The 24,065-nt window shown below is 38.5% G+C and carries 25 protein-coding genes and 2 tRNA genes; 8 read left to right on the forward strand and 19 right to left on the reverse strand.

Going from position 1 to position 24,065, the window contains the following annotated elements; all coding sequences use genetic code 11:
- Nucleotide 1: 1 nt before the first annotated feature.
- From CLV81_RS20260 to CLV81_RS20275, 4 genes are all read right to left on the reverse strand, one after another.
- On the reverse strand, nt 2-1,456 hold the full coding sequence (locus CLV81_RS20260) for a phytoene desaturase family protein (protein WP_106148050.1): 1,455 nt from the start codon (nt 1,454-1,456) through the stop codon (nt 2-4).
- Between the two features lie 10 nt (nt 1,457-1,466).
- Entirely contained in the window at nt 1,467-2,366 is a 900-nt protein-coding gene (locus CLV81_RS20265) for a MerR family transcriptional regulator (protein ID WP_106148052.1), read from the reverse strand.
- Between the two features lie 141 nt (nt 2,367-2,507).
- A tRNA-Leu gene (locus CLV81_RS20270) sits at nt 2,508-2,591 on the reverse strand.
- Between the two features lie 53 nt (nt 2,592-2,644).
- Nucleotides 2,645-2,717, reverse strand: a tRNA-Lys gene (locus tag CLV81_RS20275).
- Between the two features lie 116 nt (nt 2,718-2,833).
- Here CLV81_RS20275 and CLV81_RS20280 point away from each other — a divergent pair.
- The gene (locus tag CLV81_RS20280; RefSeq protein WP_106148054.1) at nt 2,834-3,349 is read left to right on the forward strand and encodes a shikimate kinase; all 516 of its coding nucleotides are present in this window, start codon (nt 2,834-2,836) and stop codon (nt 3,347-3,349) included.
- Here the strand turns inward: CLV81_RS20280 and CLV81_RS20285 are convergent.
- The 3 genes from CLV81_RS20285 to CLV81_RS20295 are packed head-to-tail and all read right to left on the reverse strand — an operon-like array spanning nt 3,341 to nt 5,093.
- Nucleotides 3,341-3,838, reverse strand: a complete 498-nt coding sequence (locus tag CLV81_RS20285; RefSeq protein WP_106148056.1) for a phosphoribosyltransferase family protein — start codon at nt 3,836-3,838, stop codon at nt 3,341-3,343. The genes CLV81_RS20280 and CLV81_RS20285 overlap by 9 nt on opposite strands.
- Before the next feature lie 23 nt (nt 3,839-3,861).
- Complete coding sequence (locus CLV81_RS20290; RefSeq protein WP_106148058.1) at nt 3,862-4,245, reverse strand: RNA-binding S4 domain-containing protein; 384 nt, start codon at nt 4,243-4,245, stop codon at nt 3,862-3,864.
- 56 nt (nt 4,246-4,301) lie between these two features.
- The gene (locus CLV81_RS20295) at nt 4,302-5,093 is read right to left on the reverse strand and encodes a hypothetical protein (protein WP_106148060.1); all 792 of its coding nucleotides are present in this window, start codon (nt 5,091-5,093) and stop codon (nt 4,302-4,304) included.
- 145 nt (nt 5,094-5,238) lie between these two features.
- Between CLV81_RS20295 and CLV81_RS20300 the strand changes: the two genes are divergently transcribed.
- Complete coding sequence (locus CLV81_RS20300) at nt 5,239-6,246, forward strand: FKBP-type peptidyl-prolyl cis-trans isomerase (RefSeq protein WP_106148062.1); 1,008 nt, start codon at nt 5,239-5,241, stop codon at nt 6,244-6,246.
- A 29-nt stretch (nt 6,247-6,275) separates the two neighbouring features.
- On the opposite strand, the gene CLV81_RS20305 is transcribed toward CLV81_RS20300, so the two are convergent.
- Genes CLV81_RS20305 through CLV81_RS20320 form a run of 4 tightly spaced genes read right to left on the reverse strand, consistent with a single transcriptional unit; the run spans nt 6,276 to nt 9,462 of the window.
- Entirely contained in the window at nt 6,276-6,905 is a 630-nt protein-coding gene (locus tag CLV81_RS20305) for an outer membrane beta-barrel protein (RefSeq protein ID WP_106148064.1), read from the reverse strand.
- A 52-nt stretch (nt 6,906-6,957) separates the two neighbouring features.
- Nucleotides 6,958-7,911 carry a transketolase family protein gene (locus CLV81_RS20310; RefSeq protein ID WP_106148066.1) on the reverse strand — a complete coding sequence of 318 codons (954 nt, stop codon included), beginning with the start codon at nt 7,909-7,911 and terminating at the stop codon, nt 6,958-6,960.
- Between the two features lie 9 nt (nt 7,912-7,920).
- Entirely contained in the window at nt 7,921-8,607 is a 687-nt protein-coding gene (locus CLV81_RS20315) for a hypothetical protein (RefSeq protein WP_106148068.1), read from the reverse strand.
- A gap of 9 nt (nt 8,608-8,616) precedes the next feature.
- Nucleotides 8,617-9,462, reverse strand: coding sequence for a transketolase (locus CLV81_RS20320; RefSeq protein WP_106148070.1), 846 nt, complete (start codon nt 9,460-9,462; stop codon nt 8,617-8,619).
- Between the two features lie 156 nt (nt 9,463-9,618).
- Between CLV81_RS20320 and tgt the strand changes: the two genes are divergently transcribed.
- The 5 genes from tgt to CLV81_RS20345 all read left to right on the forward strand — a co-directional run bounded on the left by tgt (nt 9,619) and on the right by CLV81_RS20345 (nt 15,887).
- The gene (gene tgt / locus CLV81_RS20325) at nt 9,619-10,749 is read left to right on the forward strand and encodes a tRNA guanosine(34) transglycosylase Tgt (protein ID WP_106148115.1); all 1,131 of its coding nucleotides are present in this window, start codon (nt 9,619-9,621) and stop codon (nt 10,747-10,749) included.
- Nucleotides 10,749-11,831, forward strand: coding sequence for an LptF/LptG family permease (locus CLV81_RS20330; RefSeq protein WP_106148072.1), 1,083 nt, complete (start codon nt 10,749-10,751; stop codon nt 11,829-11,831). The genes tgt and CLV81_RS20330 overlap by 1 nt, the downstream gene beginning before the upstream one ends.
- A gap of 100 nt (nt 11,832-11,931) precedes the next feature.
- Entirely contained in the window at nt 11,932-12,885 is a 954-nt protein-coding gene (locus CLV81_RS20335) for an acetyl-CoA carboxylase carboxyltransferase subunit alpha (protein WP_106148074.1), read from the forward strand.
- 169 nt (nt 12,886-13,054) lie between these two features.
- A complete protein-coding gene (gene dnaB / locus CLV81_RS20340) occupies nt 13,055-14,602 on the forward strand; it encodes a replicative DNA helicase (protein ID WP_106148076.1) in 1,548 nt (515 codons plus the stop codon).
- Nucleotides 14,586-15,887, forward strand: coding sequence for an asparagine synthetase B (locus CLV81_RS20345; RefSeq protein ID WP_245912119.1), 1,302 nt, complete (start codon nt 14,586-14,588; stop codon nt 15,885-15,887). Before dnaB ends, CLV81_RS20345 begins: the two co-directional genes overlap by 17 nt.
- A 4-nt stretch (nt 15,888-15,891) precedes the next feature.
- On the opposite strand, the gene CLV81_RS20350 is transcribed toward CLV81_RS20345, so the two are convergent.
- The 4 genes from CLV81_RS20350 to CLV81_RS20365 form a co-directional block, all read right to left on the reverse strand.
- Nucleotides 15,892-17,733, reverse strand: coding sequence for a hypothetical protein (locus tag CLV81_RS20350; protein WP_146129953.1), 1,842 nt, complete (start codon nt 17,731-17,733; stop codon nt 15,892-15,894).
- 124 nt (nt 17,734-17,857) lie between these two features.
- The gene (locus CLV81_RS20355) at nt 17,858-18,544 is read right to left on the reverse strand and encodes a hypothetical protein (protein ID WP_106148080.1); all 687 of its coding nucleotides are present in this window, start codon (nt 18,542-18,544) and stop codon (nt 17,858-17,860) included.
- A gap of 102 nt (nt 18,545-18,646) precedes the next feature.
- Nucleotides 18,647-19,150, reverse strand: coding sequence for a cupin domain-containing protein (locus tag CLV81_RS20360; protein ID WP_106148082.1), 504 nt, complete (start codon nt 19,148-19,150; stop codon nt 18,647-18,649).
- Nucleotides 19,147-19,938, reverse strand: a complete 792-nt coding sequence (locus tag CLV81_RS20365) for an HAD family hydrolase (RefSeq protein ID WP_106148083.1) — start codon at nt 19,936-19,938, stop codon at nt 19,147-19,149. The genes CLV81_RS20360 and CLV81_RS20365 overlap by 4 nt, the downstream gene beginning before the upstream one ends.
- A gap of 71 nt (nt 19,939-20,009) precedes the next feature.
- On the opposite strand from CLV81_RS20365, the gene CLV81_RS20370 reads away from it, so the two are divergent.
- Nucleotides 20,010-20,432: a secondary thiamine-phosphate synthase enzyme YjbQ gene (locus tag CLV81_RS20370; RefSeq protein ID WP_106148085.1), complete on the forward strand. Its 423-nt coding sequence runs from the start codon at nt 20,010-20,012 to the stop codon at nt 20,430-20,432.
- Between the two features lie 50 nt (nt 20,433-20,482).
- Here the strand turns inward: CLV81_RS20370 and rplT are convergent, their stop codons facing one another.
- The 4 genes from rplT to thrS all read right to left on the reverse strand — a co-directional run bounded on the left by rplT (nt 20,483) and on the right by thrS (nt 23,716).
- Complete coding sequence (gene rplT / locus CLV81_RS20375; RefSeq protein WP_106148087.1) at nt 20,483-20,827, reverse strand: 50S ribosomal protein L20; 345 nt, start codon at nt 20,825-20,827, stop codon at nt 20,483-20,485.
- Nucleotides 20,828-20,916: 89 nt separating this feature from the next.
- Nucleotides 20,917-21,114 (reverse strand): 50S ribosomal protein L35, encoded by a 198-nt coding sequence (rpmI, locus tag CLV81_RS20380; RefSeq protein WP_073181711.1) that lies wholly within the window; start codon nt 21,112-21,114, stop codon nt 20,917-20,919.
- A 76-nt stretch (nt 21,115-21,190) separates the two neighbouring features.
- A complete protein-coding gene (gene infC / locus CLV81_RS20385) occupies nt 21,191-21,739 on the reverse strand; it encodes a translation initiation factor IF-3 (protein ID WP_146129954.1) in 549 nt (182 codons plus the stop codon).
- 36 nt (nt 21,740-21,775) lie between these two features.
- Entirely contained in the window at nt 21,776-23,716 is a 1,941-nt protein-coding gene (gene thrS, locus CLV81_RS20390) for a threonine--tRNA ligase (protein WP_106148091.1), read from the reverse strand.
- Between the last annotated feature and the right edge of the window lie 349 nt (nt 23,717-24,065).

The raw sequence follows: 24,065 nt of genomic DNA on the forward strand, positions 1-24,065 counted from the left end.
ATTACGCGTTTTTTAGAATGAGGTCGGATACTAGTTTTCCGGATATCAAGGATGGAGGTACTCCAGGGCCTGGAACGGTCAGCTGTCCTGTAAAATACAAATTTTTTACTTTGTTACTTTTCAGGTTAGGTCTCAAAAATGCAGTCTGTCTCAACGTATTAGCCATACCATAGGCATTGCCCTTGTACGAATTATACTGCTCAATAAAATCGTTTACGCAAAAACTCTCTTTAAAAAGAATGTAATCTTTAGCGTTTTGCCCGGTACGCTTTTCAAATCTATCAATGATAATATCAAAGTATTGTTCCCTTAGCTCTGTAGTATCTTCAAGTCCAGGTGCTATTGGAACCAAAAAGAAACCTGCTTCATGGTTTTTTGGAGCCATTGAGGAGTCCGTTACTGAAGGAAAATTCACGTAGAATAACGGTTCACTAGGCCACTGTGGCTCATCATAAATTTCTTCCGCATGACGTTCAAAATTGGTGTCAAAGAACAAATTGTGATGCTCAATGTTTTCTAGTTTTTTCGTGAAACCTACATAAAAGAGTAGGGAAGAGGGTGCATACGTTCTGTTCTCCCAGTAAGATTCAGAATACTGTCTGTATTTTTCTTCCAAAAGAGTTTCAGAGTGATGATAGTCCGCTCCACTAATAACATAATCCGCCGCGTGGAACGTTCCTTTTGTATTTATGCCAGTTACCTTACCATTGTCCACCACAACGTTTTCAACTGCACTTTGCAGATGAAATTTGACCCCCAGTTCTTCCGCCAGGGCTTTCATAGCTTTAATGATTTCATACATGCCCCCTTTTGGGTGCCAAGTACCTAGTCCAAAATCAGCAAAATTCATGAAGTTATAAAAGGATGGGGTCTTGCTCGGCTTTGCTCCTAAAAAAAGCACGGGGAACTCTAGAGTCGAAATCAGTTTTGGGTTTTTGAACTTTTTACGTACTTCTTGACTAATACTTTTGAAGAATTGGTCAACACGTAGTACGGTTTCCTTGGTCACCAGCTCAATTGGAGAAAGACCAGGCCTAAGTACAACCTTGTTAATTGCGATGTCATAGTTCTTTTGGGCTTTACCTATAAACTGTTTTAAGTGAGTACTGCTTCCCGCTTCAATACGCTCAAATTCTTCACATATCTTTTCCATGCAGTCCCCGATGGTAATGACATCATCTTGGAAAAAAATTTTGTATGCAGGGTCCAATTTATCAAGCTGGTAGTAATCGGAAGTTTTTTTTCCGAAGTCGGCGAAAAATTTATCAAAAATGTCGGGCATCCAGTACCAACTGGGTCCAATATCAAACGTGAAACCCTCTTTGATTAATTGTCTTGCTCTTCCACCAACGGTTTCGTTTTTTTCAAAAACTTCAACTTCATATCCAGCTTTTGAAAGATAGCAAGAAGCGGAGAGAGAGGAAAAACCCGAACCTATAATGGCAATCTTTTTCATTTGATTTAAGTTATAAAATTGAAATCAAATGCTCAATGGAATTGAATGTCTGAACAGAAGAAGGCAGTTTGTTTTCCGTAATATACTGGATTTGGTGGCCAAGTACCCATAGTTTTGAACTACCTGAGAGATTTAGAGTTTTCGAAAACTTCTCGAAATAGGTATCTAAATCGTCTTTAGTAGGAGAAACCGTGAAATACGAAACAAAATGAATATTATCGTAGTACTTGAGCAAATCAACCAAGCTTTCTATTGGCATAGTTTGACCCAAATAAATGGATTTGTAACCTCTCAGAGTAATTTCATAATTAAGATAGAGAAGCCCAATTTCGTGGATTTCATTTTCGGGTAGAAATAGTGCAAATACCTTGTCTTTTTTTATTGGTTCTACCAGTTGAAGCTTTTCAGTATTTATGTATATTTTTTGTTTAATCAAATGCGTAATAAAATGCTCATGGGAGGGACTTATGGTGTCAGTTTGCCATAATAGTCCAAGTTCGTTGAGCAGTGGGATAAAAACCTCATTGAAAATATCCCTGAACGATCGTTCGGAAAGAAGACTGCTATATGTATTCAGGAAAAGTGTCTGATCAAAATTAATCATTGCCAGCTTGAACGCATTTATGGCATGGTTCTTTTCGCTGTTGTTTGCAACTATCTCCCTGACAATGATAGGTATATGTGATTCATCCAACTTTGCAATTTTGGAAATCTTATACCCATTGTTGTAAAGTAGGGTAACATTTAAAAGCTTTTGAAGACTTTGGAGGCTATAATAGCGAATGTTTGTGCTCGTACGTTCAGGAGTAAAGAGATTATATCTTTTTTCCCAGATTCGAATGGTGTGGGCCTTAATTCCGGAGAGATTCTCCATATCCCTAATACTAAAAGACTTCTTTACATTGTTCATCCTTTCAATATAATCGTTAAACAAAGTTACAATTAATCTTTGCTTTACCTAATATGAAGTCTTAAAATTTGGTTATTCTTTTGATTTTTAGGCTAGAAGTTGATAAAAAGGCAAAAAAAAACCGCAAAGTATGCGGTTTTGTGCCCACGACTGGAGTCGAACCAGCACGTCCGTAAGGACACTACCCCCTCAAGGTAGCGTGTCTACCAATTCCACCACGTGGGCTCAAATTAGGTAGAAGTTAAACAAAAAAAGTTAAGCCGTAGCTTAACTTTTTGTGACCTGACTGGGGCTCGAACCCAGGACCCTCTCCTTAAAAGGGAGATGCTCTACCAACTGAGCTATCAGGTCTTTTCGCTTAGTTTATTATTGCAAAGCGGGTGCAAATATAAGCCCAATAATTTATTTGGCAAGTCTAAATAATAATAAATTTGTCTTTTTGTTGGCAACACTAAATATGTGAACTTATGAAAGTAGTTTTGGTTGGTTATATGGCAAGTGGTAAATCTTCAATTGGACGGGCATTGGCAGATGATTTGGAGCTTAACTATGTCGACTTGGACAGTTTTATTGAGAAAGAAATGGGCATGTCAATCCAGCAAATTTTTTCTAACCGCGGAGAGATTTTTTTTAGAAAAAAGGAGTACGAAACACTAGGGCAGATTTTAAAAAATGAAAATGATATCGTGCTATCCACTGGTGGTGGTACGCCTTGTTATGGGAACAATATGCAAACTATTTTGGACCATAGCGATACTTCCATATATCTCCAGCTATCCATTCCGAGTTTGGTAGAAAGAATCAGTCAAGAAAAGGACTCTAGACCCCTTGTGCAAAACATAAAAGATGAAGATTTACCAGAGTTTGTAGGTAAACATCTCTTTGAGAGAAGAAATTTTTACATGCAAGCAAAAGAAACTGTCATATGTGATGGTAAGGCTATCCGAGAAGTAGTGGATGAGATTAAAACACGCTTACTCTAACCGAACAGAGTAGTTTTTGGGATCAAATGCCACATGAACATGTTCATGCAGGGATGTGGAAAGAGAAATACCCTTATAATCGGCCTTTACCGGATATTTTTTATGGTTTCTATTTACCAGTACGGCAGTTTTTAACTGTTTAATCGGTGTTTTTAAAAAGTGATGAACTCCATAAATTAGTGTTGTCCCAGAGTTCAAAACATCATCAATCAACACAATGGATTTGTCCCTATAATCTGCTTCCGGCATAGATGTACTTACTCCACTTTCCAAAGGGCTTTTCTTATCCATTTTTACCTTGCAAAGAGATATTTTAGCCTCGGTTATTTTTTTTAGGAGCGAAGCAATTTTGTTGGCTAATTTCAATCCACCTCCTTCAATGCCAGCTACAATGATTTCCTTTTCATCCACATTGGCTTCGTAGATTTGGTAAGCAATTCTTTTGATTTTGTGCTGAATTTGTTCGTGGCTCAAAATAAGATTTTCCATATCCGTTGCAATATCTTCTAAAGTTAAGAAAGTTCTTGATCGGAATCTTCCAAGTATTCGTCAATATCCCTTCTGTCTTTTTTTGTTGGGCGTCCCATTCCTTTTTTACGGTAATGGTCTTTAGCAAATTTTAAAAGGTCATTGTGTTCAAAGGCCTCTTTTGGGGTGATGTCTTTTCTGTATAAATCTACCAATTTAGCTCCAACTCTACTTTTTGGAATGTCCAAAACGGATAATTCATAGTCTATCTGATTTTTTCGCACAACAATCTTATCGAGGGGAAATACCTCTCTAGAAGGTTTTACTATATCTTCATTAATCCTTACATGTCCCTTTTTGACTGCATCTGTAGCTATGCTTCGGGTTTTGTAGTATCGAATGCACCAAAGAAACTTATCAATTCGCATAAAGGACCCAATTTAAGATTAAACTAGGTCCTTTAAAACAAAATAGTGTAAAAATTTTAAGGATAAAGTCTTATTGAACTAATTCTATCTCTCCAGTTTCGTCCAAAAGTACCATTTCTTACTTGTCTCAATTTTCTAAACCCCCTTGGATTACCGTCTCTTGCATCTAAGGATATTGAAGAACCTCCATAATTAATATTCTCATAGAATCGTGCTAAGACATTCACAGCACTAACGGAATTCAATCTATCATTCGGTCTGTTACTTATGTTTGAATTTGGAGGAAAGCATAAGATTGGAGCTGGTCCAGAAATACCGGTCCATGCGGTAACATCAGTAAAATCTCTTAATCTATCTTCTCCAGACTTAATAATAAAGCAACCCTGACGTTCGGTAGCAAAATCCCAAATTACCCTTTTAGATTGGTCATAACAACAGTCATAATAAATCTGAAGGTTTGCTGCATTGTAAATATTTGATGATGCCGTTAAATTTGGGCCCTTAAGAGGTTTTCCAATGTCATCAAAATAAGAGTTGAACTCGTCTTCGTTGGCGAAAATTAGTATCTCATTATCAGATAGGTAATGTTGAATCAAGTTTTCATTTTCACTGAAAACCTGGGTTAAATCCTGATAGTCCCTGCTATCTATAGCGACCAACTCGTCATTTTCAACTTGAAAGTTTACAACGAATCTTTGATTTCTAAAGGTGTAATCAAAAGTTTCAAGATTTTCTTCTTGTAACTCTTCAGCTACAATATTTTCTTCTGATTGGCTGTTTTCTTCTGAACAATTTGTAAAAAGAATTACAAATGCAAAAAAGCTAAAAAAAAGGTTTTTTCGTTTCATAATGAGGCAAATTTTATAATTAAACTTTACTACAATTTACGTAATAGAAAGATTACATATTTAATCTTAACGTTAATTATTCTACTATTTCACTGATGTTTTGCTTGCTAATAATTGTATCTTGCGCCTCTAAAAAAAGGATTTAATGAAGAAAGGAATCTTTGCATTTTCCCTGATAGCTGCCCTCTTTATTTCGTGTGGCGATGATGATGGACCTGATGTTGAAATAACTCCTCCTAGATTATTGGCTGAAGTTGCTCCTGAAAATGATGCTGAAATTCAAGAATTTTTGCAAACACATTTTTATAACTACGAAGAATTTGAATCACCTCCAGCGGGTTTCGATTTTAGGATAGTAATTGATGAAATTGCAGGGGAGAATTCGGACAAAAGACCTTTGTCTGAGTTCGTTGATTTTGTTGATATTCCGGTATCTTCTTTTGAACTACTCCTAGATGAGGAAGAGAATGATATACCTCATAGATTGTACTACCTCTCTGCAAGACCAACCAATGAGGAAAACGATGCAGTCAAGATGGCCGGCACTTGTCCTGAGTGTTTTCCCACCGTAGCCGATTCGGTATTTGCTCGTTTTGAAGGCAAGCTATTGGATGGAAGTGTTTTTGATAGTGCCCTAAATAATCCAGTATGGTTTGATTTGGCTATGTTTCAAGACCTTAGTCAAGGATTTCGGGGTTTTACTGAAGGTATGCCTTTTATTAGGAGAGGAGAGGATATTATTGAAAATCCAGATGGAACGGTAAGTGTTGAGAATTTTGGAGTGGGCATGATTATTTTTCCCTCAGGACTGGGAGCCTTCAATCGCATAAATTCTGGAATTCCCCAATATAGCCCTTTGATTTTTACCATAGACTTATTTACATTGAACAACACAGATCATGATAGGGATGGAATTCCGTCTATACAGGAAGACTTGAATGGTGACGGATATCTATACGACGATAATACAGATATCGATTCTGAAATTGTTCCCTTCGCTAATTTTCAGGATGCGGATGATGATGGTGATGGAGTTTCTACAAGAGAGGAGATTTCTGATGGCAATGGGAATATCATAATACCATTCCCTGATTCAAATAATGACGGGACACCAGATTACTTAGACCCAAACGTAGAAAGAAGGCCCGAATAAAATTCAGGCCTTTTCTTTTTTGGGTTTCCTTATTGTGCCCTACCTTGACTAAGTTTATAGGAAAGACTGAATATCACTTGCGCTGGTCTGGAATCCACTCTACCTTGAATATTGGTTATATTATCGGATATAAATTCTGCTTCATTTTCGGAAAAACCACGTTCATAGCGAACATCCAATCCAAGTCTACCCAAATTCACTCCAGCTCCAATGTTTAGTCCAAGCGTAAAATCATTCTCTACATCTTGAATATTTACCCCATCCAAATCGTTACTTAGGGTATACTGAAATGCGGGACCGGCAAAAACATGTAAAGGACCAATGATTTTATAACCCAACAACACCGGTAAATCCAACTTTGATACACTGTAGTCCGTAGAAGAACCGTCTAAGGTATATGAGCTTTGGGTTCGGGTAAAAACCAATTCAGGCCTAATATAAAGTTTTGGAAAATCCAGTTTTCCCCAAAATCCAAAATGAAATCCTGCCTTTCCTTCGGCTCCATCGATGATATTCTGCCCTGCATCACCTACCGAACTTATTAAATCACCATTTTCGTTGTAGCTAAGTCCAGCTTTAATACCAAATCCCGTTCCTGTTTGTGCAAATGTAAAAGTAGATGCCATAAGAAAGGCACCAATCAGAAGTGTCTGTTTCATAAGTGTTTCGTTTTAATAGATTGATTGAAACGAAACAAAAATGTTGCCAAGTTTACTTCCGTTTCAATACCCTTAAAACGGCTTCTTCAATTGCTTTATTGTTCAATCCGTATTTTTCCATCAATTGGTCCGGGGTGCCACTTTCTCCAAATGTGTCTTGTGTGGCCACATACTCTTGTGGGGTTGGATGGTTCAACGCAAGAACCCTTGAAACGCTCTCACCTAGACCTCCCAAATAGTTGTGTTCTTCAGCGGTGACAACACAGCCTGTTTTCTTTGCGGATTTGAGAATGGCTTCATCATCCAAGGGTTTAATGGTGTGGATGTTGATTACCTCTGCAGAAATACCTTGATTCTCCAAATTTTCGGCTGCAATAAGGGATTGCCAAACCAAATGCCCTGTGGCTATTATGGTAACATCCGTTCCTTCACTTAACATCAAAGCCTTACCTATTTCAAAAGTTTGGTCCACGGGAGTGAAATTGGCGACCTTAGGTCTTCCAAACCTTAGGTAAACAGGACCGTGGTGCTCGGCAATGGCAATAGTGGCAGCTTTCGTCTGATTAAAATCACACGGATTGATGACTGTCATTCCGGGGAGCATCTTCATCATGCCAATATCTTCCAAGATTTGGTGTGTGGCACCATCTTCTCCTAACGTAAGTCCTGCGTGCGAAGCACATATTTTCACATTCTTTCCAGAGTATGCAATGGACTGTCGTATTTGGTCATAAACCCTGCCTGTTGCAAAATTCGCGAAGGTAGAAGCAAAAGGAATTTTACCGCCAATGGTCAATCCTGCAGCAATTCCCATCATATTGGCCTCAGCAATACCTACTTGAAAAAAGCGCTCTGGATTTTCTTTAATAAAAGTGTCAATCTTTAAAGAGCCTATCAAATCCGCACAAAGCGAAACAACATTTGGATTGGTTCTTCCTAATTCGGTCATGCCTGCTCCATAACCACTTCTTGTATCTTGTTTTCCTTGGTCTGTATATTTTGTCATAAGTATGTGCTATTCTAGTTTCAACTGTATATTGGCAGAACCTTTCTGTTTTTTCTTTTTGATGGAAAGCAATTCCAAAATTATTTCCCCTTTGCTATCTTCCACATGAACAAGTAATCCAGAAGGAATGTCAATGGAGAATAACTCACCAGTTGCTGATGTCATTAGTTTAGAAAAATAGGTGTCATAATCTACCGGATATTTTTCATTAAAGGCCATGTAGATTAAATCATCGGGTTTATTATCTGGAGCTACGCCATAAAGCTTATATTTTTTACCATTGTTCTCAATCTTCAACGCCGTAGGCGTAGCACTCATTTTTCTTACTGTAGCACTGTCAATTGATTTACCTTTTTTCATGAATTGGTTTAAATCTACATTGGCTAATACTGTATTTTGACCAATTTTGACTTCCATCAACATAAAAATCGTTTTTAAATCAAATAGAAGCTTCAAATCAGCATTTTCTTTTCCTCCAGCTGGCTGAAACCTACGAGTAATACTTCCAAAAGACTTGGCTACTTCTTCTGAATCGGTAAATATATATCTTCCATTATTGCCAACGCTTATCCTTATGGTATCATTGGATTTTGGAGCCCAATACACCGCCGAGAAATCAAGTTCAAAATTGATATCTTGAGAAAAACTACCTAGAGGTAAGGATAGTAATATCAGAACTAAAAACCTTTTTCTCATGCAGTCCTATTAGTAATCCCCTAAAGTTTCTGGATTTTGTGCTAACGCGATTGCCAATTGTTCATCACTGGGGGCTTTGCCATGCCATGCGTGGGTATGCATCATAAAATCAACTCCATTCCCCATTTCTGTAGTCATTACTATACATACGGGTTTCCCTTTTCCAGTTCTGAATTTTGCTTCATTCAATCCGTTGATTACTTGCTCTAAGTCATTACCATTATCGATTTCCAAAACATCCCAACCAAATACCCTGAACTTTTCTGCTACGTCACCCAATGGAAGTACATCCTCTGTAGCACCGTCAATTTGCTGACCGTTTCGGTCAATAGTGGAGATTAAATTATCCACCTTATTGCCTGCTGCATACATTATGGCTTCCCAATTTTGTCCTTCTTGAAGTTCACCATCTCCGTGAAGACTAAATACCAAATGGTCATCTCCATTCAATTTTTTTGCCAAGGCCGCTCCGATTGCAACAGACATTCCTTGACCTAGGGAACCAGAAGCTACACGTACTCCAGGGAGGCCTTCATGCGTTGTGGGATGTCCTTGAAGTCGGGAATCAATGAGTCTGAAAGTGTTCAATTCGTCAGTTGGGAAATATCCCCTTCTTGAGAGAACACTGTAAAAAACAGGAGAAATATGACCGTTGGACAGGAAGAAAACATCTTCACCTATTCCATCCATATCAAATCCATCTTTTAACTCCATTATTTCGTTGTATAGTGCAACAAAAAACTCAGTACACCCCAAGGAACCTCCTGGATGTCCTGAATTGACCTTGTGCACCATACGAAGGATGTCCCTTCTTACTTGGGTCACCAGCTGCTGTAATTCTTCGTAGTTGGGCATGGTATAAATTTTAACTTTTCCAAATGTAACCGCTATCCTGCGTCTAAGCAAGAACTGGAGCTTTAATTTATGAACGGTATTGGAACCTAAAGTTTATTTTTTTGTTAGGAGTTGGCAAAATGGAGATGGCTATATTTGCCCACTCAAAGATTCGATTTGAAGTTTGATTTAATTCAGAAAGATAAGGCGACCAAGGCAAGAGCAGCAACCTTGGAAACTGACCATGGCGTAATACAAACTCCAATATTTATGCCCGTGGGGACCGTGGCTTCCGTAAAGGCAGTGCATCAGCGTGAGTTAAAAGAAGATATCAATCCAGACATCATCTTAGGAAATACGTATCACCTTTATCTGCGTCCGGGTTTGGATGTGTTGGAAAAGGCTGGTGGTCTTCATCAGTTTATGGGGTGGGACAGGAATATCTTGACCGATAGTGGAGGTTATCAGGTATACTCTCTTTCAGATAATCGAAAAATAAAAGAAGAAGGGGTCACTTTCAAATCTCATATTGATGGCAGCAAGCACTTTTTTAGTCCAGAAAGTGCTATGGATATTCAGAGAACTATAGGAGCTGACATCATTATGGCTTTTGATGAATGTACACCATACCCCTGTGATTATGATTACGCAAAAAAGTCCATGCACATGACCCACCGTTGGCTGGACCGATGCATATCTCATTTTAATAGTACTCCACCCAAATATGGTTATGAACAGACTTTATTCCCTATAGTTCAAGGTTCAACCTATAAGGATTTGCGAAAACAGTCCGCGGAGTACATCGCGTCCGTAGAAGCCGAAGGAAATGCAATTGGCGGACTCTCCGTCGGTGAGCCCGCTGAGGAAATGTATGAAATGTCCGAGATAGTTTGTGACATATTGCCCGAGGATAAACCCAGATATCTCATGGGTGTGGGTACACCAATAAATATTTTGGAAAACATTGCTTTAGGCGTGGATATGTTCGATTGTGTTATGCCGACAAGGAATGCAAGAAACGGAATGCTCTTTACGGCACATGGAACCATAAACATTAAAAACAAAAAATGGGAGGCCGATTTTTCGCCTATTGATGAGATGGGAATCACTTTTGTTGATACAGAATACTCTAAATCCTATCTGAGACATCTTTTTGCCGCCAACGAATTTCTGGGAAAACAAATTGCCACCATACACAATTTGGGCTTTTACCTATGGTTGGTTCGTACAGCAAGAGAACGTATTTTAGCGGGCGACTTTTTGGAGTGGAAAATAAAAATGGTCCAACAAATGGATAAAAGGCTATAATGCTCACCATACTTGACAGATACATACTCAAGCGATATTTGGTAACCTTCTTGGGAATGCTGTTGCTGTTTGTGCCCATTGGGATAATGGCCAATCTAGCCGAGAAAATCGGAAAGATAATTGACAACGAAGCTCCTCTCATGGAAGTTATCCAGTTCTATGGCAATTTTACCTTAGTAATTGGAAACCTTCTGTTGCCTATATTCTTGTTCTTATCTATCATATTCTTTACCTCTAAACTTGCAAGCAATACCGAAATAGTTGCCATCTTAAGTTCTGGGGTCTCATATTCCCGGTTTTTAAGACCCTATTTGATTGGAGCGACATTGGTTGCCATATTGATTTTTATGATGGGGATGTTTATTGTTCCCCATGCTAGCATAGGATACAATGAGTTTGAGTACAAATACTTTAAACGAGGTAGACAGGATAGGGTGACCAGCAATATTTTCAATCAACTGAATGAGAACGACTATATCTATGTAAGCAGTTTTGACCCGAATCGTAAAATAGGGTATAATTTCACCTACGAGCATTTTGATTCAATAAAAAAATTGGACTACAAAATATCGGCTACCAATATCCGATGGGTAGAAAAGGACAGCACCTATAGATTGACTAATTATGTGAAAAGAAAATTACGTAACGATGTTGAACTCATAGAAACCCAAAGACGGTTGGATACCCTTTTCACTTTCAAGATTGAGGATTTGACGCCGGTTTCTTATGTAGCCGAAACTAAAAATCTGTTTGAGCTCAATGAGTTTATCAAGGACCAACAGCGAAAGGGAGCATCAAATGTCAATGCATATGTTCTGGTAAAGTATAAAAGATGGGCTCTGCCGATTGCTGCTTTCATCCTCACCATCATTGCGGTAGCCGTTTCTTCGGTAAAACGTAGGGGAGGGATGGGGCTGAACCTGGCCTTTGGAATAGGTGTCGCTTTTATTTATATCTTTTTTGATAAGGTATTTGGTACGCTCGCCGAGCAGTCGGGCTTTTCTCCATTACTGGCAGTTGTTATCCCTAACCTTATTTTTGGCGTTTTCGCTATCTATATGCTAATGAAAGCCAAGCGATAACATTTCCAAATAAGAGCTTTACGTTAATTGGCAGTCGTCTTTGGATGAGGTTTTGGTTAAAGTTTTATATTTGCCCCACTATTTTTAGATATCAGCTTCGATGGAATATTTAGATTTTGAACTACCTATAAAAGAATTGGAAGACCAACTACAAAAGTGTATGGTCATTGGCGAAGAAAGTGATGTGGATGTTAGTGAAACATGTCAACAAATAGAGAAAAAACTGGTAGAAACCCGAACAGATATCTACAAAAACTTGACCGCTTGGCAACGTGTTCAATTATCTAGACACCCTAATCGTCCGTACACCATGGATTATATTACTGCCATTTGTGGTGATACCTTTCTTGAGCTTCATGGTGATAGAAATGTGAAGGACGATAAGGCCATGATTGGAGGTTTGGGTAAGATTGGAGACCAAAGCTACATGTTTATCGGACAACAGAAGGGATACAATACCAAAACAAGACAATACCGAAATTTTGGTATGGCCAATCCTGAGGGATATAGAAAAGCCCTAAGACTGATGAAGTCTGCCGAAAAGTTTGGATTACCTGTTGTATGTTTTATAGATACTCCTGGTGCTTATCCTGGAATTGAAGCAGAAGAACGTGGACAAGGGGAAGCCATTGCAAGAAACATTTTGGAGATGACCCGCTTGAAAGTACCAATTATAGTGGTGATCATTGGTGAAGGAGCTTCAGGTGGCGCTTTGGGCATAGGCGTTGGTGATAAGGTTTTGATGTTGGAAAACACGTGGTATTCGGTAATTTCTCCTGAATCTTGTTCATCCATTCTTTGGAGAAGTTGGGAATACAAGGAACAGGCTGCTGAAGCTCTTAAGCTTACGGCTACAGATATGAAAAAATTGAAGCTTGTAGACGAGATTGTAAAGGAACCTTTGGGTGGTGCCCATACAGATAGGGAAAAAACTTTCGAGACGGTTAAGAATAAAATTTCAAGCCATTTTGAGGCACTCAAAAAGTTATCACCAAAAGAATTGGTGAAAACTCGCATGGAAAAATATGCTTCCATGGGTGTGTTTAACGATTGATTCGCCGTATTCAGAGCACACTTCAAATTTCTTCATAATTTTGTTAAACAATCTTGGGGATATTAACACCAAAAACCAACTTATCAACATCCAATTTGTTAATTACCTGTGGAAAGGGCAGGTTCAAAAACCAAGGTTAAGTAAAGGTTAATTAGCTACATTCGCACTTATGGAGAAGCCTAACCCTATTATTGGTCATAGAGTAGACAAATCTACCTTGATAAATCTGGAGCGTGGTAAAATACCACCTCAAGCAGTTGATTTAGAGGAAGTTGTCTTGGGAGCAATGATGATTGATAAAAAGGGGGTGGATGAAGTAATAGATATTCTTCATCCCGACGTCTTCTATAAGGATTCTCACAAATTCGTATATGAAGCCATCTTCAAACTCTTCGAATCTTCGGAACCTGTGGATTTATTAACCGTTTCCGCTCAATTAAAGAAAGATGGGAAGCTCGAAGCTGTTGGTGGCGATTTTTATTTGATAAAATTGACTCAAAAAGTGGCTTCCTCGGCACATATTGAGTTTCACGCGCGAATCATCCTTCAAAAATATATTCAGCGAAGCCTTATCAAAATTTCAAATGAGATTATTGAGGATGCTTACAACGAGTCTACAGATGTATTTGATTTGTTGGACAGCGCCGAGGCAAAGTTGTATGAGGTAACCCAAGGCAATCTAAAGCGGTCCGCTGAAACAGCTTTGGATTTGGTGATTCAGGCTAAAAAGAAAATTGAGGAAATTTCCAACAAAGAAGGAACCAGTGGTATACCTTCTGGATTTGACAAATTGGATAAACTGACCTCAGGATGGCAGCCCAGTGATTTAATCATCGTAGCAGCCAGGCCAGGTATGGGTAAAACCGCTTTGACACTTTCCATGGCCAGAAATATTGCGGTTAACTCTGATATTCCAGTTGCCTTCTTTTCTTTGGAAATGTCATCAGTACAATTGATTACCAGACTTATTTCTTCGGAAACGGGACTTTCTTCGGAAAAGTTACGTACTGGGCGTTTGGAAAAGCATGAGTGGGAGCAATTGAATGTTAAGGTGAAAGCTTTGGAAAAAGCCCCTTTATTTATTGACGACACTCCTTCATTATCCATTTTTGACCTAAGGGCTAAAGCAAGGAGGTTGGCATCTCAACATGGAATACAGTTGATAATAATAGATTATCTCCAATTGATGACAGCAGGAGGAAGTCAAAAAGGAGGTAATAGGGAACAGGAGATTTCCACAATTTCCAGAAATCTTAAAGCACTGGCCAAGGAATTGAATGTTCCGGTAATAGCCTTATCCCAGTTATCAAGGGCGGTAGAAACTAGGGGAGGAAGTAAAAGACCTATTTTATCTGACCTCAGGGAATCCGGAGCCATTGAGCAAGATGCTGATATTGTATCATTCATTTATCGACCGGAATACTACAAAATTGATGAATGGGATGATGAGGAAAGAACACCTACACAGGGTCAAGCTGAGTTTATTGTAGCCAAACATCGTAACGGTGGATTGGATAATATTAGGTTAAAATTTGTGGGTGCCTTAGGTAAATTTGATAACTTGGATGACTTTGATTCGCCTTTTGAATTCCAATCCAAGATGAATTCGGACGGTGAGAATCCATTTGCAACGCCAAATTTACCAAACGCAAACGAAGCATTTGGTAGTGCGATGAATAGTGATGATGACCCGGATGATAATGATATACCTTTCTAAAAGAACCCCACTGTCGTTTCAAGCGAAAGCGAGAAACTTAACCCTCCTGTTTTTCTTCTTTGTTTTTTTCGTAAAAGCTTCGGTAATCCTTATTCCAATGGATGCAGATGGGCAGGAAAACCATTTAAAAGCTTACGGCATAACCTATTGGGTTTTGAATAAGCAGCAAAAGGTCCAATGGTTGCTCAACTATAGGGGAGGGTCTTTTTTATTGCCTGATGGCGATGCTATCCGAAAGGAGTGCCAGATTAGAGGGGTGTCATTTGAGGTCCTTTCGGATGCAAAGGCTGAGCAAATACTGGACGATATTAGTAGTCCATCCCAAAATCAAGAAGCTGTAATATTAGAGAAGGCACCTAAAATTGCCGTATACACTCCGAAAGGTAATCAACCTTGGGATGATGCGGTTACTATGGTACTCACTTATGCGGAAATCCCATATGTGACCATCTATGATGAAGAAGTCCTAGATGATAAATTAGCTTTATATGATTGGTTGCATTTGCACCATGAAGACTTTACAGGGCAGTATGGAAAATTTTATGGAGCATATAGAGCGGCGCCCTGGTATATTGAGGCCAAGAAAGAAGCAGAAGCACTGGCCAGTAAATTAGGTTTTACTAAAGTTTCTGAACAAAAAAGAGCTGTAGCCCTCAAAATACGCAATTATGTAATTGGCGGGGGTTTTATGTTTGCCATGTGCTCGGCAACGGATAGTTTTGATATTGCCTTAGCCGCGGAGGATACCGATATCTGCGAAGCTATGTTTGATGGAGACCCATCGGATGCTAATTATCAAAGCAAACTTAACTTTAAGAATACCTTTGCCTTTTCAAATTTTATTTTGGAAAGAAACCCACTGCGTTACGAGTTTTCATCCATTGATATGACCAACAAGCGTAGAAATGTACCAAGAGAATCCGATTATTTCTCGCTAATGGAATTTTCTGCAAAGTGGGACCCAGTTCCTACTATGCTTACACAAAATCATACGAGTTTGGTTAAAGGATTTATGGGGCAGACCACGGCGTTCACCAGAGATCAAATAAAATCTACTGTAATGGTGTTGGGAGAGAACAAAATCAATGGTGAAGCTCGATATATTCATGGAATCAAAGGAAAGGGATTTTTCACATTTTATGGTGGACATGACCCAGAGGATTACCAGCATAGGGTAGGGGACCCCAAAACAGAACTTGAATTGCATCCTACCTCACCAGGATATCGTCTTATTTTGAACAACGTTCTTTTTCCGGCCGCACGCAAAAAGAAACAAAAAACCTGATTGGTTAAAGTGAGAACGGTAACACCAATGGATTTTTGTAAATACTGAAGTAATCTTCCAATAGGGGCAAAGTATTGCTTTCTCCTTTTTCCCACTCATATACAAAATGATCATTGCCTACGTGCTCTATTCTCTCCGCTATATTACCATTTTCATCATAGGTAAAGGTGTATCTAAAAAGGGGCAATCCCTTTATTTCAGTGATTTGATTTGCGCTGTTGTATGAGTACTCAACGGTTAAGCCTTTTGAGTTACCACTATTTTCATCAGAATTATTGAATGGGAGTTCCTTTATGTTTGCGGTTTCAAGGTGGTTATTGTTCCAGTTAAATGTGTATTCAAATTTTTTGTAGGATTCCTTTTGAGCACCAATTATTGGGAAAATAAGGATTGCACTGGATACCATGTCATTTTCATAGGTAATATCCAAAGCATGATCATTCTTTGAGTTCGTAAAACCGAGCCAGCTACCTTTATCGGAATATGTCATCGTAATGTCATAATCTATAAAGTTTTTACGAAACACGATGTTAGTCGGGTTGCCATTGTTGAAAACGAAGGTCTTATTGGCACTTTTTAGTTCTCCGCCTCGACTTACCGAATGTCTGGATATTGTATTGTTGGAATTGTCGTACACGTATTTTATGGTCAAAGAGCCTGATACATAGGTTTCTAGATTGTCCTTCGAGTAAGAGTAAGAATAATTGAAATTGGTACGCCCACTAGGCGTTAGTTTTCTCTTACTTTTCAAACGCCATGTTTGGTTAGCAGCGGTTTTTGAAGCTTCATTACTGGATTTTTTTCCTTCAAACGAGGTTGCTATCTCTAAATTCCCGGTTTCTAATAGCTGATTTTGCTCATGTCCTTTCTTTAATCGTTCGATAAGCTTTGTAGACTGAGATTTCCAAAACGCATTACCTTTGGAAGCATTTGAAAGTTCCAAATAGGTTGAAGCTTGTTCAAAGTCCTCTAGCCAGGTATAGGCTAATGCTAGATTTAGATAGATGGCCCCAACATTTTTAGTATTGATTTTTGCTTTTTTGTTTTTGGTGTCCAATTGTCCTGCAGAAGTTTTCCAAACATTAATACATTCTTCTATTATATTCTGGACTCCAGGAGTTAGACCGTTCTTGTTGTAATCGGCAATAGCATCCTCATATGTTGATTGGATTTTATCCAATTCCGCATAGTCATGCGATTTTGATTTCATGGAGGCGACTGGGAATGTCTGTTCTAATTTTACATATCCATGTTGCTCGTTAAGGTAATTGTTCAGATAGATAGGAAAATCTGTTGCAAGCTTGCTGGATAACTCTTTTTCTAGTTTCTCTTTTTCATTGGATAGATCTGCTTTTGCTTGTTCTTCTGTCGTAAAAAGTGATTTGGAAGATACTTGAAATACAAAATCAGAGTTGTTGGTAAAGCTTTGTTTATAGAATGAAACTTTTTCTTCTCTGTCATAAAATCTAACAGAGGCATCCAATTCGACCCTTGCTACATTTCGATAATACTTCTGTTGAGGTGAACCTGCGGACTTGTCCAATTCTGGTTTTACTGAGATTTTGCTCCCCTTCAAATAGACCTCAATCACTGTTGGCGCACCTTGATTGTATTCAAAACCTTCTAGTTGAACACTTTGTGATATCGATTCTTGGGTGATATTGGTTATGCCAGTAGTATTGGTGAATTTTAAAGCATATTGCTTGACACCCTTTCCAAGTGGTTTCAGTGGTTTCTGAACATATGAAACTGGAATTTTATTTCTGGCTACCTTTTGTGAATAGCTTGGGCTGGAAAAGATAAACATTGCAAAAAGCAATACAATGAAATGTATTTTTTGATTCATTTTTAAACTTTTAATGTTTAACGATTTGCGTTTATATATGTTGTCTCATGTTGCATAAAACAACGAAAGAATTTAGTTAAGAAAACAGGTAATTGTCTTAAACAGAAAAGAACTGTTAGAGAAGTTAGAGTTGGGTAATACCAATGTTTACAAAAACAGCGTCCAAAGGATTCCCATTATTGTTTACTACATACCTAAATCGGACTTCGTCATTGGCTTGTAGTGGATAAATAATGGTTCCAGAAGTACCCCACCAATCTTGATTAGGTAAAGAAGCAAATCCTCTGGTAAGATACCCACGTAAAGTTCCATTGATGAAAATCCCGATAATATATTTAGTGTTTCCAGATGGCATATCTCGTACCGAAAAAGCTGCACTCATAAAATAGGTTCCAGTTTCCGTTATTCGTATTCTGCCATTTCCCAATGTTTGGTATATACCACCAGTATTACTGAGTTCGTGTGTGGCATTGACAGGAAAATCGTAATAGGTATTTGTGCTGTTTACAATAAGGTTATTATTTCCGCCGCTAGCTCTATTTAGAACTATGGTTTTACTTTCATTAGAGGGCGCAACCCAGCTGGAACCTGAAAAAAAATTGATTTGCCCAGTGTCTTCATTGAAAACGAGCATGCCATCCTCTGGATTTGAAATACTACCTATCTCGGTTTGATTGGCATTATGCACCTTGACTAAATCCCCTGCAGAAGGTGCCTGACTCCATGAAGTATATAAGCCTCCCAGAAGCAAAAAGAATAGAGTCCCCCATAAATTAAACCCACCAGATTCAGTGGTTGGCAATTGGAGCATACTTTAGCGAGTTTAGAGTAAAGCTAGAGGTAGAGGTTCTTCGGTGCAATAAATTGTTGTGAACTTTCTGATTAACAGAGTAATTGGTTAAGAAATAACAATCTAAGTACGTGTGAGTTCCTTTATAACTGTTTCATGCTGTGGGAATTTTTTCAAAAGTTCGGCTTGATTGGGAAGGATAAAATCTTCAAAATCAAATCCCGGGGATACCGTACAGCCCATAAAGGAGTAGCTGTCTGATTTTAACGTTTTGGCTCCAAACCAGTATCCGCCGGGCACAACAAATTGTGGAAGTTGTCCAGATTTAAAATCAGCTCCGATTATTTGTTCTGAATAATCGCCCTCATCAGAAATCATGGATAGTTTAAGGGGAGAGCCAGAATAAAAATGCCAGATTTCATCTTGGTTTATTTTGTGAAATGCCGAGAAGGTATCTGAGGTAAGTAAAAAATAAATACCGGTTGAATAGTTTCGTTTTCCACTGTAATTGGTTGGTAACGAACTCTTTTCTATGGACCCGATACTTCTGTAAGTTTCTTTGAAATAGCCCCCTTCTGGGTGGGGTTCAAGATTGAATTTTTCAATAAGAAAATCAATATCTTTCATAGAAGCTTTTCTAAAACTTTCTCTACTCCGAATTCGTTGTTGCTTGAGGTTTCAAAATTGGCTACTTTTTTCACATTAGGATGTGCATTCGCCATGGCAAAACTATACTCTGCCAGAGATAACATTTCCAAATCATTGTTGTAATCTCCAAAAATCAATACCTCATTTGAATTGATACCGAAACTATCCATGACCTTTTGCAAAGCGTTTCCTTTATGAGCCTCGATATGGTTTAAATCTACCCAATTTTGTCCCGAGACCTTGACTTTGACCTGCTCATCAAGGTGTTTGGTTCTTGGATAGATGTATTTTTCAGCACTAATGCCGTGGTAGACCGCAATTTTTACAATTTCATCGGTTACAGCTGCATAGTCCTCTACTACCTCGTAATGGGAATAATATTCTTTAAGTTGCTCGAGAAAAGACATGGATTTGCCATCAAAATAGGACGTATACTTGCCACATAGCATGGCATATGCTCCATCAATTGAATCCACAATTTCCAAAAGCTCTTGTGTCAAACCCTCATTTATGGGGATTACAGACAGTTCTTCATCTCCTTTTTTGACAAAGGCTCCATTTTCTGAAATAAAGATGATATCGTCCTTGATTTCATTGAGTTTATCAGCCATGCTAGGATATTGCCGACCACTTGCGGCAACAAACTGTATGTTTCGCTTTTTCAGCTCTTGAAACTGTTCCAAAAAAAGACGGCTGACCTCATGCTTTGAATTCAATAGGGTACCATCCATATCCGAAACCACCATTTTTATTTTTGATAAGTCCATAGCTGAATTTTAAAAGAGCAAAGGTAGCGGTTGTTTCTCCAATGATGTAAAGTTTGTATTAATTTCCCAGTATGAAATACTATCAAATCGAAATTCAGTTAAAAGCGAAGCGAAGAGGTTTTCATCTTATCACTGAAACAATAAAGGCATCAATTCCAGAGGTTTCAGAAATTGAAAAGGGATTTTTGAATGTATTTATCAAACATACTTCAGCTTCATTAACCATTAACGAGAATGCTGACCCTACCGTACGTACTGACTTTGAAAGTCATTTTAATGAAATGGTGCCAGAAAATGCTCCTTACTACATACATACTTATGAAGGACCAGATGATATGCCTGCCCACATTAAAGCTTCGCTTTTGGGGAATTCGGTTCAGATTCCGATTACAAGGGGAAGACTGAACTTAGGCATTTGGCAAGGAATATACCTTTGCGAACATAGGGACAATGGTGGCGGACGGAACCTGGTATTGACTGCTTTTGGTTCTTAACAAAAAATCCCGCTCATGTGAGCGGGATTTTTTAAGCGGGAAAATAATTTTTACTTTACTTTTTCGACGATGGCTTTGAACGCATCAGGATGGTTCATGGCCAAATCTGCAAGTACCTTTCTATTAAGCTCAATTCCTTGCGCTTTTACTTTGCCCATAAATTGGGAATAAGACATACCGTGTAGTCTTGCTCCTGCATTGATACGGGTAATCCAAAGGGCGCGGAAAGTTCTCTTTTTGTTTCTTCTATCGCGGTAAGCATAAAGCATTGCTTTTTCAACCGCATTTTTGGCTACTGTCCAAACGTTTTTACGTCTTCCAAAGTAACCTTTGGCTTGCTTCATCACTTTTTTTCTTCTAGCTCTTGAAGCAACTGAATTAACTGATCTTGGCATAATGTTTCATTTTTTTGTAGCAGGCGCCCTCTTTAAGGAACTTTAATGGCCCGACTCCAGGGTTAATAATTAATGTACCGACTGAACAATTATTTTAAACGTAATTGTTCTTTAATGCTATTGACATCCGACTCATGTACCAAAGTTGAGTGGGTCAATTTAAGCTTACGCTTTTTAGACTTTTTGGTCAAGATGTGACTCTTAAAAGCATGCTTTCTTTTAATCTTACCAGAACCTGTAAGCTTAAATCGCTTTTTGGCACTGGATTTTGTTTTCATCTTAGGCATTTTCTCCTCTTTATAATTTAGCATCGAGTTTTCCCCGATGTCCCGCTTTATATATGCTGAACCTAAGTTCAGATATTTACTTTTTTGTTTTGGGGGCGATGAACATGGTCATTCGCTTTCCTTCCAATTTTGGCATTTGCTCAACCTTTCCAAGTTCTTCTAATTCCTGGGCCAGTCTTAACAAAAGGATTTCTCCTTGATCTTTATACACAATGGAGCGTCCTTTAAAAAACACATAGGCCTTCAGCTTGGCTCCATCCTTTAAAAACTTTTCAGCATGCCTTTTTTTAAACTCGTAATCGTGGTCATCCGTTTGTGGACCAAACCTAATTTCCTTAACAACTACTTTTGTCGCTTTTGCTTTTAGAGCCTTGTCTCGTTTCTTCTGCTCATAAAGAAACTTTTTGTAATCCATGATTTTACAAACCGGAGGTGCTGCCTTTGGCGAAATTTCAACTAAGTCCAACTCCAATTCTTGAGCTTTGGCTAATGCCTTTGTAATGGGATAAACACCCATTTCCACATTGTCCCCAACCAGTCTTACCTGGGGGGCAGTGATTTTTTCATTGATATTATGAGGGTTTTTATTTTCCCTCCTTGGTTGGGGTCTAGATCTTCTTCGTATTGCTATGACGTATACTTTTTAATTAAACTTAAATTTTTAGAACGACTTTAAGGTACTATTTATTTCAGTAGCCACCAAGTCTGAAAATGCTTCAACACTAATACTTCCCAAGTCTTCTCCACCATGCCTTCGCACGGATATTGTGTTGGAGCTTTCTTCCTGTTCACCCATTATCAACATAAAAGGAACCTTTTTCATTTCTGCCTCTCGAATCTTCTTACCTACAGTCTCGTTCCTATTATCAATGAGCGCGCGAATTTCGTTATTTTCTAAAGAATTTAAAACTTTTTCAGCATATTTTTCATGTTTCTCACTGACAGGCAGTACCATAGCTTGGTTTGGAATCAACCACAATGGGAAATTCCCACCGGTATGCTCTAACAAAATGGCAACAAAGCGTTCCATGCTACCAAAGGGAGCCCGGTGAATCATTATCGGTCTATGTAGTTCATTGTCACTACCTTTGTAGGTGAGATTAAAACGTTCTGGTAAATTATAATCCACCTGGATGGTACCCAGTTGCCAACTTCTTCCCAAGGCATCCTTGACCATAAAATCCAATTTGGGTCCATAGAAAGCGGCTTCCCCTGATTCGATGACAAAATCCAATCCTTTCTCTTTAGCGGCATTAATGATGGCGTTTTCTGCTTTTTCCCAATTTTCTGGCTCCCCAATATATTTCTCAGGATTGTCCAAGTCCCTCACGGAAACTTGAGCTGTAAAGTCATCAAAACCTAGAGATGTCAAGACATATAGTGAGAGGTCGATTACGTTTTTAAATTCATCATTGAGTTGTTCGGGAGTACAAAATATATGTGCATCGTCCTGTGTAAATCCTCTAACCCTCGTCAAACCATGTAACTCTCCACTTTGCTCATATCTATAGACGGTGCCAAATTCGGCATACCGCTTGGGTAAATCCTTATAGCTAAAATGAAAACTATTGTAAATCTCGCAATGATGTGGACAATTCATTGGCTTCAAAAGAAACTCTTCATCATCTTTTGGGGTGTGAATAGGTTGAAAACTATCTTCACCATATTTGGCATAGTGCCCAGAGGTAACATAAAGCTCTTTTTGACCGATATGTGGAGAAACAACCATTTCATATCCTGCTTTTTTCTGTGCTTTTTTCAAAAACTGCTCCAACCGTTCACGTAGAGCAGCACCATTGGGTAGCCATAAAGGAAGACCTTGACCAACTTTTTGGGAGAATGTGAATAGTTCTAATTCCCTTCCTAATTTTCTATGGTCCCTTTTTTTAGCTTCTTCTAAGAGTTCAAGATATTCCGTAAGCTCCTTTTGTTTGGGAAAGGAGATGCCGTAAACACGGGTTAGTTGTTTGTTCTTTTCATCCCCTCGCCAATAAGCGCCAGCTGCACTAAGAACTTTAAACGCTTTAATAATACCTGTATTTGGAATATGGCCTCCTCTGCATAGGTCAGTAAACGTGCTGTGGTCACAAAAAGTAATGGTGCCATCTTCCAAGTTTTCTATGAGCTCAACTTTATATGGATTGTTTCGGTCAGTATAAAATTTCAATGCATCATCTTTGGAAACCGCCTTCATTTTGAAATCATGCTTTCCTCGAGCAATTTCTAATGCTTTCTTTTCAATTGTTGGAAAATCCTTTTCTGAAATGGAACGCTCACCAAAATCTACGTCATAATAGAACCCTTTCTCAATAGCTGGCCCAATAGTCAGCTTGGCGTTAGGATATAACTCTTCAATGGCTTGTGCCAATACGTGTGCAGATGAATGCCAAAAGGCAGTTTTACCTTCGGTATTGTTCCAAGTATACAACGTCAAAGAACCATCCGTGGTTAAGGGTGTCGTAACTTCTACAATAGAATCATTGAACTTGGCTGAAATTACATTTCTTGCCAAACCTTCACTAATACTTTTAGCTACGTCCATTGGGCTACTGCCGTTGGATACCTCCTTGACTGCTCCATCAGGAAGCGTTATTTTAATCATTTTCACCTATTATTTAAGTGGGCAAAGATAATAGGTTGAATTTAGGCATACAATAGAGGTTTTGTTTGAAAAAACAGTGATGTTTTTTATATTGTTCTTCCTAATTTATTTTTTAAAATCCTGATAACAAGATTATTGGGTCCGAACTCTTTTTGAATAGTCAAATTCAATCACTTAATTAACTGATTTTCAATTATTTGTATTTTTTTTGATTTTTTTTTGAAAATTGTTTGGTGGTATTAAATAAAGCTATCTATATTTGCACCCGCTAAAACGGTAAAGGTATTGTTTTGGTGGGGCGAAAAAGGGGTCCTTTCGGGGCGTTTTTTTTGCTTTGAGAACAGGAAAG

It is taken from the genome of Flagellimonas meridianipacifica, from assembly GCF_003001695.1.
GTDB lineage: Bacteria > Bacteroidota > Bacteroidia > Flavobacteriales > Flavobacteriaceae > Flagellimonas > Flagellimonas meridianipacifica.